The following is a 12,478-nucleotide window of genomic DNA, read 5'->3' as shown; positions in this document are numbered from 1 at the left end:
AGTTATTCTCCAATTATACTAACTAGATTCTCTGAGTTCTTCATTTTCTCTTTTAATGACCTGATAATTAGCTCACCTGCCGCTTTTTGAGCATTTACACCACCACCACTAGGCAATGTATCCCTGTCAAACTTAAAATCTTCAATAAATTTAAAAGTACTAATTAAATTGTCAGTATCAAATTTTTGATGTTGTTGAAGAACAATATTGAAGATTTCATAGAATGCCTTCATTAATCCCCCGAAACCAACAGTTTTCAGTATATATGAGTTTTCATTTTCCCACTGTTCTATGAAAACTGCTTTGATAGCACGAAAGTAAATTCTAAAAATTTTATATTGTTCTTCAAAGCCAAACCCCGCCAACTTTCCTTTTCCTGGAGCTACATAATCTTTGATTTGACGAACAAATTCATTTAATGAAATACCTAGTCCTGACTCACCTGTTCTTCTAATTAATTCATATAAGGGGCTATTAGGATCTTCATTTAATCTAATAGCAATTTCAGTCGCTCGCCTTTCCGTACTTACTTCTTCTCCATCAAAATCTTCAATATCTCCTTCTAATAAATTCATTAAATCTAAGTATAATGAAGCTGGCACACCTGTTTGAGTCTTATTGATGGTTACAAATAGCCCAGCTTGCTCTTTTACTAACAAGCCCAATACGGCTACGACTACGATTTCAAATTCTGGATTTGCCTCATAACAACCTTTCAGTCTATGTTGTCCATCAATAATAAGACCTAATGAGTTTTGAGATCCTTGTAGAGTTAGAAGGTTTTCATCCTCCGAATAAGAATAACATTCACTATCAATATTTACAAGAACTGAGTTAGGTATAACTCCATTTTCATTAAGTATATAATTTTTAATTTGCTTAATTTTTGCATTAGAAAAAGATCTCTGATAGCCTAAAATTTTGTCATCAATTCTTCGTGAAACATCAAAGCGCTCATAAATTACTTTATTTGGACAGCAAAATATGAGCATTTCGGTCTTGTTTTGTACTATTTTAAAGGCTGGAATTTGTAAATCATTCATTATATTTTGTATAAAAAATTAATTCTTGATTAAAGTCAGAGGGGTAAGTCAGTCCTGACACCCCTCATTATAGAATCAGATTTTTAGATTGTTCTATTTCGTGCCTACAGGCATACCGAGGAGATCCTCAATCTTGGGCATATCCTCAAGGGCAATCACGCGACCCTCATCCTCAAAGCCATCAATCTCATTGAAGTTGAGGTAACGATACAGATCACCCTTAAACGGATCGATCTTTTCAGAAACGATCGCCATGTATTCTTCCACCGTGGGAATCTTACCGAGGAGCGCACAAACCGCTGCCAACTCCGCCGAACCAAGGTACACCTGTGCGCCTTTACCCATCCGGTTATTGAAGTTCCGGGTTGAAGTGGAGAAGACCGTTGCATTGTCTTCAACGCGGGCTTGGTTCCCCATACAAAGCGAACAGCCAGGCATTTCTGTCCGAGCACCAGCCGCCGCAAAGACACCGTAAACCCCTTCATCCCGGAGTTGCTTTTCATCCATGCGCGTGGGTGGACAAATCCAGAGACGACCTTTGACAACACCTGCCCCTTCCAGGATTTTCGCCGCTGCGCGATAGTGACCGATATTGGTCATACAGGAACCGATAAAGACCTCATCAACCTTGTCTCCGGCACATTCAGACATCAGTTTGACGTTATCAGGATCGTTCGGAGCAGCAACAATGGGTTCTTTGATCTCGCTTAGGTTCACTTCGATCACATCTGCATATTCTGCATCAGGGTCCGCCGACATGAGAGAAGGATTCGCCAGCCATTCTTCCATCTTCGCAATGCGGCGCAGCAGAGTCCGGGCATCGGAATAACCACGGGCGATCATGTTCTTCATGAGAACCACGTTAGAACGCAGATATTCAGCAACGGTTTCTTCGCTGAGTTTGATGGTGGAACCAGAACAGGAACGCTCGGCAGTGGCATCGGTCAATTCAAAGGCTTGCTCCACCTTGAGATCCGGCAGACCTTCCATTTCCATGATCCGACCGTTAAAGACATTGATCTTGTTCTCTTTGCCGACGGTCAGTTTGCCCTGTTGCATCGCCACCCAGGGAATCGCATTCACGATATCGCGGAGGGTGACACCGGGTTGCAATTCGCCCGTAAATTTCACGAGGACAGATTCCGGCATATCAAGGGGCATTACACCGAGGGCCGCTGCAAAGGCGACCAAACCAGAACCCGCCGGGAAAGAAATCCCCAGGGGAAAACGGGTATGAGAGTCACCACCAGTCCCCACGGTATCGGGTAATAACATCCGGTTCAACCAAGAGTGAATAATGCCATCACCGGGTTTGAGGGCAACACCGCCACGGGTCGCAAAGAAGTCGGGCAGTTGCTTGTGGGTAACGACATCAACTGGCTTCGGATAGGCGGCAGTGTGACAGAAAGTTTGTAGGGTCAAGTCCGCATTGAAACCGAGACAAGCCAGCTCTTTTAGCTCATCGCGAGTCATCGGGCCAGTGGTGTCTTGGGAACCCACGGTGGTCATGATCGGCTCGCAGGATGTCCCAGGACGAACCCCTTCTAAACCGCACGCTTTACCCACCATTTTTTGTGCCAAGGTAAACCCTTTGTGGGTATCTTCGGGCAGGGAGGGACGCACAAACACCGTCGTCGGTTCTAGTCCGAGGGCTTCACGGGTTTTGTCGGTGAGTGCCCGACCGATCAGCAAAGGAATTCGACCACCAGCCCGCACTTCGTCGAGGATCGTTTCAGGCTTCAGTTCAAAAGTCGAGATTGTTTCACCCGCTTCGTTGGTAATTTTGCCTGCGTAGGGATGAATGGTGATCACATCGCCTGTTTTGAGCTTGCTGACATCACACTCAATGGGCAGTGCACCGGAGTCTTCAGCGGTATTGAAGAAAATCGGGGCAATTTTACCACCGAGGATATAACCCCCTGCTTTTTTGTTGGGGACAAAGGGAATGTCGTGACCGAGGTGCCATAGTACAGAGTTGATCGCTGATTTCCGGGAGGAACCGGTACCGACCACATCACCGACATAGGCAACGGGATGACCTTTTTGCTTCAGTTCAGCGATGGTTTCTAGCCCCTCTGGCATTTTTGATTCCAACATTGCGAGGGCATGGAGGGGAATGTCGGGGCGAGTCGTGGCGTGGGGCGCGGGAGAAAGGTCATCGGTGTTGGTTTCGCCGGGAACCTTAAAGACAGTAACGGCGATCGCCTCGGGAACTTTGGGCTTACCAATAAACCAAGCGGCTTCTGCCCAGGCATCGATCACTTGTTTAGCGTAAGTGTTGCTTTCGGACAGTTCGAGGACATCGTTAAAAGCATCAAAAACCAACAGGGTTTTACTCAGGGCAGTGGCGGCGGCACTGGCAATATTGCTGTCGGGGGATTTGAGGAGTTCGACGAGGGATTGGACGTTATAGCCACCGACCATTGTGCCGAGGAGTTCGACTGCACCCTGGGGACTGATCAGGGGACAGGTAATTTCTTTTTTGGCAATTCCGGTTAAAAAACCCGCTTTCACATAGGCGGCTTCGTCAACGCCAGGGGGAACGCGATCGCGCAATAAACTCAGCAGTTCTGCTTGTTCTGCTTTGGGGGGATTTTTGAGGCGATCGCAGAGTTCAGAGGTTTGTTCTGCGGTTAGCGGTAAAGGGGGAATTCCCAATTGGGCGCGTTCGGCGGCGTGTTTGCGGTAGGCTTCTAGCATAGGGAGATCTATCGGTTATCTAACGTTTTAGATACTCTATTGTAATGCCCGCTGTAATGGCGCTATGGGTGAACAATCTCAGTCTTGGATTGTCCATAGAAGTAAGGCAAAGCTGGGCTGTTTAAAGAATTTTTTGGAGCAAACGGTAAATCAGGGTAAACAAGGCGATCGCCGCCACCAAGCCCGCCCCAACTAAAACAGCAATCATTGCCAGGGTGGTAAATTCCATAGTTTGCACCAGGAAAAAAGCCGCCCCCAGGGTAATGGCACCGAGGATCACCATTTCCTTCAGTTCAAGAATACGTTGGGCGATCGCCAAAATGATTAACCCCATGGCCGCCCCCCAAACGCCCATGCCCACATTGCCCGCGAGGAAAGTCCCCACAAGGGGCATTAATAACACCCCCTCAAAGCCCGTAAACCCCACCCCAATGAGGAGGGGCACAACAGAGCCAGTGGCAGCTTGGCTCGCAGTCGGGGCTTTCGCAGGGGGTGGCGTTTTTTTTGGTGGCGCAAGGGGTGGCTGTTTTTGTTGTTTAGGGGATTTTGCCGGGGCTGGGGGCTGTACCCTTGTGGCGGCGGTGGCAGGTTGAGCGGAGCCTTGTTGCTGGTTAGGCAAGTCTAAAAGTTTGAGGGCGACCTGGGCAGATTTTGGGCGATCGCCTGGGGTGGGTTCCAACATCAAATCCAAAAGCGCCCCAAAGCGCGGTTCAATTTTTTGGATAAATTTGCGCCACTGCCATTTATTCTGATACCCATCAAACAATGTTTCCGGCGTTTCCCCCGTGAGCAACACAATACAGGTCACTGCCAACGCATAGAGATCCGTCGCTGGATAAACCTGCGCCCCCCGCATCTGTTCCGGTGGTGCATAGCCCGGTGAATAAATCCCCGTCGAACGTTGGGATGCACTGGCCGCCCCTGCCCCTGCCGTGACTTCCTTCACTGCCCCGAAGTCCAGCAGATAAAGTTCTCCGTCCACATGGCGCATAATATTCGACGGTTTAATATCCCGATGGATCGTGCCCTGGTCGTGGACAAAGGCCAGAACCTGCAACATCGACACAAAAATTTCTTTAACTTCCGTCTCTGGTAACTTACCCCGTGCCGCTAATTCCTGTTCTAGATCTTTCCCCTCGATGTACTCTTGCACGAGATAAAAATATTGGGCTGTTCCCTGGCCCTGGGGTTGGGGCACGATCAACGGGAAAAAGGCAAACAAATCCGGAATTTGGGGGTGACGGTTGCCGATCCGTTCTAAAACATGGGCCTCCCGCTCAAACAATTCCTGGGCCATGGCCAACTGCTGATCATCTAAATTCCCCATGGGCTGAAACTGTTTCACCACGCACAGGCGCATGGTCGGCGTATAGCGATCGCGTGCCAAAAAAGCCGTCCCAAAGCCCCCCTGACCGAGAAGTTTTTGGGGAAGGTAGCGGCCACCCAAAATTAAATGCATCCCGCAACTGGTGCAATATTTCTGCTGGGCTGTTTTTAGGTGGGTTGGATCATCGAGATCACTAAAATGATTTTGGGGATGGTGACATCCGGGACGAGTGCAGAGGATCTCCATGCCAAGGTTTAAAAATGGGGTAAAAAAAGAGCGTCAATTTGCCCCCCATCCTAACAGAGAACCCTTTAGTAGAGTTCGTATTTCAGCAGGCGACATTCTAAGCCACCGTTATAGACCACAAAGCGCCGCGACGCCCGCAGTCCGACTCGTTTCGCCAGTTCTGCATTGCCCGTAAGAATATAGCCCGTCCAGCCCTTAAACCGCTGTTTGAAAATATCGCCAATGCGTTTATAAAGCAGCCCTAGATCTTCATCGGCACCGAGACGATGGCCATAGGGCGGATTGCAGATAATCACGCCACGGTCGGCGGGGGCTTCTACTTGTTCCAGTTCCCGACAAGCCAGTTGGATATGGTCGGCAACGCCACAATTTTCGGCATTCGTCCAAGCCTGTTGAATCACTTCTTGATCGCGGTCTTGGCCAATGATTGGCTGTTGCAGTTGGTCTTTGGTGGCATATTCGGCCTCGTTGAGGAGGGTTTGCCAAAGTTCGGCATCAAAATCTTGCCAATGCTGAAAGCCAAAATCCCCATGGAAAAGGCCGGGGGCAAAATTCAAACTTTTTAGGGCGGCTTCAATGACAAAGGTGCCGGAACCACAGAGGGGATCCACGAGGGACAGATCCGGCGTCCATTCGGCGAGATCCAGGAGACCAGCGGCAAAATTTTCCTTGAGGGGCGCTTTCCCCATGGCGGGCCGATAACCCCGACGGTGCAAACTATAGCCGGAGCTATCGAGGCTGATAGTGCAACGGTTATCGCGAATGTGGGCATTGATCAGCACGTCAGGATCTTCGACATTGACACTGGAGCGATCGCCAAATTGATCCCGCTGTTGATCGATGATCGCGTTTTTCACTTGGAGGGCGGTGAAATGGGTGTGGTTGAGATTTTTATTTTTACCGGTACAGGTGACGGCGATGGTTTGGTTGGGCGCGAGGTATTCAGACCAGTCAATGCTTTGCACGCCCCGATAGAGTTCCTTGGCTGTAAAAGCTTTAACTTTTTTAATCTGTACCAGCACCCGAAACGCCAACCGTGACCAGAGATTGACTTTGTACAATAACTGGCGATCGCCCTGGAAAGAGACCCCGCAATATTCTGTTTTCACTGCTTGGGCACCGAGGTTTGTCAGTTCCTGGGCCGCAAGCTCTTCAATGCCCTGGGCTACCGTTGCAAAATAGGTTTGCATTCTATATCTATCGCCTGAAATTGTTTGCCGGAAAGATTATCCCCCAGTGTAAGGGATGGGGCGATCGCCTTTTTCCTAATCCGAATTCGGTAGGATAGAACATACCATCACCCAGCACGAGGGACGATTTTATGACCGTTGCCACGAGCCGACCCGTCCTCACCGAAACCCAAAGCTTAATCCTCCCTGGCCGCTACAGTTGGGAAGAATTCCAAGCGATCCAAACGGCGATCGGTCAAGCTTCCAGCCTGCGGATCACCTACCTAGACGGAGTAATTGAACTGATGACCCTGGGGGAATACCACGAATCCATCAAAACCATTATCGGCTTTCTCGTAGAACTATATTTGTTTAGTCAAGGTATCGAATTTTATCCTGTCGGGAGTGCCACCCGTGTCTCGCGAGAAAAATCCGTTTCCTTTGAACCAGACGAATCCTATTATCTCGGTGAACAAAAAGAGCATCCCGATCTCGCCATTGAAGTCAATGTCACCAGCGGTAGTCCCCAGAAACTCGAAAAATATCAACGCCTCGGCATTCAGGAAGTTTGGCTGTGGCAAGCGGAAAAATTTTCAATTTATGTCCTCGAAGAAAATACCTACCAAGCTTTATCCAAAAGTAAATTGCTGCCAGATCTTGACTTTGAACTGTTAGCGCAATGTGTGCTAATGCCGTCGCGATTAGAAGCAATCCAGACCTTTACGGCCCAATATCCCCAAAAATAATTAATCCAGATGCCAAATGGGGTTTAAATCGAGTTCAAAGCCTAATAAAACTTGTTCTCCAGAAAGACAATTTGGTTGCTCTAAAATTTCTGGCGCTTGGTTTTCTCGATAAATTTCTACCCGCTCCGTGGTCGGATCAATCAGCCAGCCTAATTTTGCGCCATTGTCTTGATATTCCTGCATCTTTTCCTGGAGGGTTTGGAGGCGATCGCTAGGGGAACGAATTTCCACAACAAAATCTGGACAGAGGGGCGGAAACTTCGCTTTTTCGGTAGCGGTGAGGGCATCCCAACGGTGACGGCTTACCCAGGCCGCATCTGGAGAACGGTGGGCACCATTGGGCAACTTAAAGCAAGTGGAAGAATCAAACGCAACGCCTTGTTGATTTGTTGTACTCCATATTTCTAGGCGGGCAGATAGCTTAATATTGCGTCGTCCAGTTTCTCCGCCCGTCGGTGGCATGATAATTAATTCTCCTTGGGTACTGAGTTCAAAGCGGCAGTCCGGATTGTTTTGGCACAACTCAAAAAATTGTTCGCCACTGAGCCTGCATGTATCGGGAAGACTGAGGGTGAAATTCATTACGCTAGACCCCATCGCCAGAAAATTTTGTCTGCATCCAGCTTAGCTTGTCTGTTTCAGAAAAAGGCGATCGCCTATTCTGTTATTTCTTTCAACTCGGCAAAGCGTAATTTTGCGGATCGTGCCCGGGGATTTTGGTTAATTTCCGTTTCACTGGCAACCATTGGCTTTTTTGTTAGAACCCGCCAAATGTCCCGCTGCCGAAAAGCATTTTTAACCAAGCGATCTTCTAAACTATGGAAACTAATAATCCCTAATCGGCCTTGGGGTTTAAGCCATTGAGGGGCATTGACTAATAGATATTGCAGCGCATCGAGTTCACCATTGACGGCAATGCGTAATGCTTGAAAGACCCTTGTTGCCGGATGAATTTTCGCTTTTCTGGCCTTGGGATGATAGGTATAAAACACAATTTCTTCTAGCTCTTTAGTTGTCTGAATCGGGCGTTTCATGACTATTTTTTTCGCAATTTGTCGTGACAATCGTTCATCACCATACTCATAGAACAGATTCGCCAACGCCTTTTCCTCATAGGTGTTGACAATATCCGCCGCTGTTAAGACCTGTTGCTGATCCATGCGCATATCCAAGGGGGCATCAAAACGAAAACTAAAGCCGCGATCGCCTTGATCAAATTGCACCGAACTCACCCCAAGATCAGCGATAATCCCATCAAATTTTTCTCCTTGGGGATTATACTCGCCAAAATTTGACCGCACCGCCCGGAAGCGATCGCCAAAGGATTTTAATCGTTCTGACGCCGCGGCGATCGCCTGGCTATCCCGGTCTATCCCCGTCACCCGCACATCGGGATATTGCTGCAAAATCAATTCTGTATGGCCACCTCCCCCTAGGGTTACATCGAGGTAATGACCCCCTGGTTTTACTCCCAAGCCCGCTACCAACTCTTCTCGCAACACCGAAATATGCTTAAACTCTGCCGCCATGAATCCATCCAATAAAAAACAAAATCCCCCTATCACTGAGGGGGAACCCAAGGGCGATCGCCACTAAACCAGGACATTACATTCCCATAATTTCGTAGCCAGAATCCACATAGAGCACTTGACCCGTGACCCCACTCGAAAGATCACTACAGAGGAACGCCGCCGCATTACCCACTTCCTTTTGGGTCACAGTCCGACGCAGAGGAGCCGTTGCTTCCACATGGTGAATCATATCGAGAATGCCACCCACCGCCGAGGAAGCCAGAGTCCGGATTGGGCCAGCCGAAATGGCATTCACACGAATATTACTGGGGCCAAGATCCGCCGCGAGATAACGCACACTCATTTCGAGGGCTGATTTTGCCACACCCATCACATTGTAATTAGGGATGACTTTCACCCCACCCAAATAAGTCAGGGTCACAATGGCGCCCCCTTCGGTCATCACGGTTTTCGCCCCCCGGGCCAGACGCGTTAAAGAATAGGCACTAATGTCAAGGGCCGTATTGAACCCATCCCGTGAAGTATCACTAAAATCACCCGTCAAATCTTCGCGGTTCGCAAAGGCAAGGCAATGGATCAAAATATCTAACTTGCCCCACTCTTTTTTGACAGACTCAAACACTTGATCCACCTGGGCATCATCCTGCACATTACAGGGGAGAAAAAGGGAAGGGTTGAGGGGCGCCACAAGCTCACCTACTTTTTTCTCGAACCGTCCCTTATCATCGGGGAGATAGGTAACCCCAATATTTGCCCCGGCGGCATGTAATTGTTGGGCGATCCCCCAGGCAATGGACTTATTATTTGCAATCCCAGTGACTAGGGCATTTTTTCCGGTTAAATCAAGCATATGGGTTCTCAAAAAGTATAAAAAATTAAAGCCAAGAAGCCAGCGTATATTATCTTCGCGCTCTGGTGACTTCGATGCAAACGGCTACTTTAGGGCAAATCAGGGAAAATTCTGCAAAATGCCTGGGAACTAACCCAGAAATCCATAATTATTTTGAAGCAAAAAGTACAAAATACTATACCAGAGTAAGATTTAGTTTAAGGGGAATGCTCATGGTCTCTGCACACTGAGCGCTGATATTTCACCCATCACGGTGGGGAACTGTTGCCCAACAGAATCTATGATGTACAACCCTGATTTCAACCAACCTCCTTTCTCTTCTGCCAATCCAGTGCCTGAACTACCTGCGACTCAAATTACAGACCTTGCGACAGCGTTTCGTCAGTTTCACAGTGGCCCCTTCCCACCTGTTGTGGAGAACTATGACCGGGGCAAGACGATCTTTTTTCCGGGGGACCCAGCGGAACGGGTTTATTTTCTTCTGAAAGGAGCTGTCCGGCTGTCTCGGGTCTATGAAGCGGGGGAAGAAATTACGGTGGCCCTGCTCCGGGAGAATAGTGTCTTTGGGGTTTTATCGCTACTCACGGGACAAAAGTCGGATCGCTTTTACCATGCGGTGGCTTTTACCCCTGTGGAACTGTTATCGGCTCCCATTGAGCAGGTGCAAAAGGCGCTTAATGAGCACCCAGAATTAGCGATGTTAATGCTAAAAGGGCTGTCGTCACGGATTTTACAAACGGAGATGATGATTGAAACCTTGGCCCACCGGGATATGGGCTCACGTCTGGTGAGTTTCTTGTTAATTCTCTGTCGAGATTTTGGGGTGCCGACCGATGAGGGGATTCGCATTGATCTCAAACTGTCCCACCAGGCGATCGCCGAAGCAATTGGTTCGACACGGGTGACAGTAACGCGCCTCCTGGGAGAACTCCGGGAACAGGACATGATTTCGATTTATAAGAAAAAAATTACCGTCCATGACCCCGTAAACCTGAGTCAACAGTTCGCTTAACGCTAAAGTAGAGAAGTCATACTTGTGTGTTTGGATGTCACCTTTTTGTTAAATGACCAGTGCTTTTGTACTAATCTTTTCAGTTTTAATCTTGGGGGGCATCCTGGCGGCACTGGGCGATCGCCTTGGTAGTAAGGTCGGCAAAGCGCGGCTTACATTATTTAATCTGCGGCCAAAACAGACGGCGGTGGTCGTCACGGTAATGACGGGAACAGTGATCGCCGCCAGCACCTTGGGGTTATTGTTTGGCTTGAGCAAGTCCTTGCGCCAGGGGGTTTTTCAGTTGGACGAAATCCTCGCCCAGCGGCGGCAAGAGTTGATGGATGTGACGGCAGAAAAGGAAAAGATTGAAAAAGAGTTACAGGCCGCGAGGGACGATCGCCTAGAAGCAGAACAAGATTTACAAGAAATTGAAGCAAAATTTCAAACGGCCCAAACTCAACTGGCGGGTTTTCGGGAACAGGCCAGCGAACTTCAGGCTGATATTAATGCGCTCACCACAGAGCAAACGACCTTGCGGCAACAGCGCGATCGCCTCCAGGCCCAAAGTGAAACCCTCCGCGCCCAGCTCAATCAACAAAACACCATTATTGAGGAACGCTCCCAGCAGATCGAAGCCCTAGAAGCCCAACAAAGTGAGCTCCAAGCCGAGATCAACCAGCGCGATGGTCGCATTGCCCAACTCGACCAGGCGATCGCCCAAAAAGATCAAGTGCTCACGGGCCTAGAAAATCAGATTGGCTCCCTAGAACAGCAAATTGATATCCTCGAAGCCAACTACATCAATTTCCGGAGTGGGAATGTCGCCCTCACCACAGGGCAAGTTTTAGCCTTTGGGGTGGTGCGGATTATTGATCCCAAAGCAGCCAGCCAAGCCGTTGATCAGCTGCTCCGGGAAGCGAATCGCAACGCGATCATTGCCACCGGAGGCGTTAATCCTGACTTTGAGGCGCGGGTGGTGCAAATTACCAATGCCCAAGTGCAACAACTCCTAGGGCAAATCGCCGATGGTCGGGACTACGTGGTGCGCCTCCTGGCGGCGGGGAACTACCTCCAGGGGGAAGGTTCCGTCCAAGTGTTTGCGGATGTGACTTTAAATGAGCAGGTTTTTCGCGCCGGGGAAGTGATTGCCACTTTGTCCCTAGAGGAGCTGAGTGTACAAAATCCTACTGCGGCCCGGCGTCCAGTGGATTTTCTGTTGGGGGCAGCGCAATTCCGGGCGCGGCGAGCCGGGGTTCTGGGGGATATTCAGGTCAAAGATGGCAATGTCGGTCACATTATCAATTTTGTCGAAGCCCTCAATAATGCACCAGAACCCGTGACAGAAATTCGGGCGATCGCCATCGAAAATGGTTTTACGGCAGGCCCCCTCCGCTTAGAATTAGTGGGCCTCAGTAACGGTAGAATCGTCATCAGACAATAGGACAAGAAGAGTACATGAGCGTTTATCTTGGGTTTGACCCAGGCCGTGACAAATGTGGCCTTGCGGCGCTGGATGACCAAGGGCAATTGTTGAACCACGGCGTCATTGCGGCGGATCAAGCGCCCAACATCGCGAAAGAATGGTGCCAAAGGTATGATGTTTCCCTGGTGGTCATGGGCAATCAAACGACGGCTAAAGAATGGCATCAAAAGCTCACCGCTGTTTTGCCCCCAGACATGGCGATCGCCTTTGTCAATGAACGCAATAGCACCCTCGAAGCCCGCGATCGCTATTGGCAGATGTATCCGCCCAATTTGCTCCAGAGATTGCTTCCCCAGGGAATGCGTTTACCTCCCCGACCCATTGACGATATCGTGGCGATTTTATTGGTCGAACGCTATCTCAACCCAGCCTAAACAGCAAAAAAGAT

Annotated in this window: 11 protein-coding genes; 4 read left to right on the top strand and 7 right to left on the bottom strand. The window is 49.1% G+C overall.

The features are described 5' to 3' along the window. Nucleotides 1-2 precede the first annotated feature (2 nt). From FEK30_RS12760 to FEK30_RS12745, 4 genes are all read right to left on the bottom strand, one after another. Nucleotides 3-1,043: a DGQHR domain-containing protein gene (locus FEK30_RS12760; RefSeq protein ID WP_138073390.1), complete on the bottom strand. Its 1,041-nt coding sequence runs from the start codon at nt 1,041-1,043 to the stop codon at nt 3-5. Nucleotides 1,044-1,136: 93 nt separating this feature from the next. Then, nucleotides 1,137-3,743 carry a bifunctional aconitate hydratase 2/2-methylisocitrate dehydratase gene (gene acnB / locus FEK30_RS12755; protein ID WP_138073389.1) on the bottom strand — a complete coding sequence of 869 codons (2,607 nt, stop codon included), beginning with the start codon at nt 3,741-3,743 and terminating at the stop codon, nt 1,137-1,139. 121 nt (nt 3,744-3,864) lie between these two features. Continuing rightward, the gene (locus tag FEK30_RS12750; RefSeq protein WP_138073388.1) at nt 3,865-5,316 is read right to left on the bottom strand and encodes a serine/threonine-protein kinase; all 1,452 of its coding nucleotides are present in this window, start codon (nt 5,314-5,316) and stop codon (nt 3,865-3,867) included. 65 nt (nt 5,317-5,381) lie between these two features. Next, nucleotides 5,382-6,506: a THUMP domain-containing class I SAM-dependent RNA methyltransferase gene (locus FEK30_RS12745; RefSeq protein WP_138073387.1), complete on the bottom strand. Its 1,125-nt coding sequence runs from the start codon at nt 6,504-6,506 to the stop codon at nt 5,382-5,384. Between the two features lie 131 nt (nt 6,507-6,637). Between FEK30_RS12745 and FEK30_RS12740 the strand changes: the two genes are divergently transcribed. Then, on the top strand, nt 6,638-7,231 hold the full coding sequence (locus tag FEK30_RS12740) for a Uma2 family endonuclease (protein ID WP_138073386.1): 594 nt from the start codon (nt 6,638-6,640) through the stop codon (nt 7,229-7,231). Here the strand turns inward: FEK30_RS12740 and FEK30_RS12735 are convergent, their stop codons facing one another. The 3 genes from FEK30_RS12735 to fabI form a co-directional block, all read right to left on the bottom strand. Beyond that, nucleotides 7,232-7,813, bottom strand: a complete 582-nt coding sequence (locus FEK30_RS12735) for a Uma2 family endonuclease (RefSeq protein ID WP_030006946.1) — start codon at nt 7,811-7,813, stop codon at nt 7,232-7,234. Between the two features lie 74 nt (nt 7,814-7,887). Beyond that, a complete protein-coding gene (gene rsmH / locus FEK30_RS12730; protein WP_138073385.1) occupies nt 7,888-8,760 on the bottom strand; it encodes a 16S rRNA (cytosine(1402)-N(4))-methyltransferase RsmH in 873 nt (290 codons plus the stop codon). A gap of 76 nt (nt 8,761-8,836) precedes the next feature. Next, on the bottom strand, nt 8,837-9,613 hold the full coding sequence (fabI, locus tag FEK30_RS12725; RefSeq protein WP_012307288.1) for an enoyl-ACP reductase FabI: 777 nt from the start codon (nt 9,611-9,613) through the stop codon (nt 8,837-8,839). Nucleotides 9,614-9,893: 280 nt separating this feature from the next. Between fabI and ntcA the strand changes: the two genes are divergently transcribed. From ntcA to FEK30_RS12710, 3 genes are read left to right on the top strand one after another with little or no spacing between them, the layout of a single operon-like run. Beyond that, entirely contained in the window at nt 9,894-10,625 is a 732-nt protein-coding gene (ntcA, locus tag FEK30_RS12720; RefSeq protein ID WP_232308876.1) for a global nitrogen regulator NtcA, read from the top strand. A 52-nt stretch (nt 10,626-10,677) separates the two neighbouring features. Beyond that, nucleotides 10,678-12,048, top strand: coding sequence for a DUF3084 family protein (locus FEK30_RS12715; protein ID WP_138073384.1), 1,371 nt, complete (start codon nt 10,678-10,680; stop codon nt 12,046-12,048). A 14-nt stretch (nt 12,049-12,062) separates the two neighbouring features. Next, a complete protein-coding gene (locus tag FEK30_RS12710; protein ID WP_138073383.1) occupies nt 12,063-12,464 on the top strand; it encodes a pre-16S rRNA-processing nuclease YqgF in 402 nt (133 codons plus the stop codon). Nucleotides 12,465-12,478 lie beyond the last annotated feature (14 nt).

The organism is Picosynechococcus sp. PCC 11901, from assembly GCF_005577135.1.
In the GTDB taxonomy this organism is placed as follows: domain Bacteria; phylum Cyanobacteriota; class Cyanobacteriia; order Cyanobacteriales; family MRBY01; genus MRBY01.
This window is presented reverse-complemented; position numbering and strand designations above follow the sequence as displayed.

What these genes read in the sequence shown, in the direction of transcription:
- FEK30_RS12760 (WP_138073390.1), bottom strand. Translation starts at nt 1,043, where the DNA reads ATGAATGATTTACAAATTCCAGCCTTTAAAATAGTACAAAACAAGACC.
- acnB (WP_138073389.1), bottom strand. Translation starts at nt 3,743, where the DNA reads ATGCTAGAAGCCTACCGCAAACACGCCGCCGAACGCGCCCAATTGGGA.
- FEK30_RS12750 (WP_138073388.1), bottom strand. Translation starts at nt 5,316, where the DNA reads ATGGAGATCCTCTGCACTCGTCCCGGATGTCACCATCCCCAAAATCAT.
- FEK30_RS12745 (WP_138073387.1), bottom strand. Translation starts at nt 6,506, where the DNA reads ATGCAAACCTATTTTGCAACGGTAGCCCAGGGCATTGAAGAGCTTGCG.
- FEK30_RS12740 (WP_138073386.1), top strand. Translation starts at nt 6,638, where the DNA reads ATGACCGTTGCCACGAGCCGACCCGTCCTCACCGAAACCCAAAGCTTA.
- FEK30_RS12735 (WP_030006946.1), bottom strand. Translation starts at nt 7,813, where the DNA reads ATGAATTTCACCCTCAGTCTTCCCGATACATGCAGGCTCAGTGGCGAA.
- rsmH (WP_138073385.1), bottom strand. Translation starts at nt 8,760, where the DNA reads ATGGCGGCAGAGTTTAAGCATATTTCGGTGTTGCGAGAAGAGTTGGTA.
- fabI (WP_012307288.1), bottom strand. Translation starts at nt 9,613, where the DNA reads ATGCTTGATTTAACCGGAAAAAATGCCCTAGTCACTGGGATTGCAAAT.
- ntcA (WP_232308876.1), top strand. Translation starts at nt 9,894, where the DNA reads ATGATGTACAACCCTGATTTCAACCAACCTCCTTTCTCTTCTGCCAAT.
- FEK30_RS12715 (WP_138073384.1), top strand. Translation starts at nt 10,678, where the DNA reads ATGACCAGTGCTTTTGTACTAATCTTTTCAGTTTTAATCTTGGGGGGC.
- FEK30_RS12710 (WP_138073383.1), top strand. Translation starts at nt 12,063, where the DNA reads ATGAGCGTTTATCTTGGGTTTGACCCAGGCCGTGACAAATGTGGCCTT.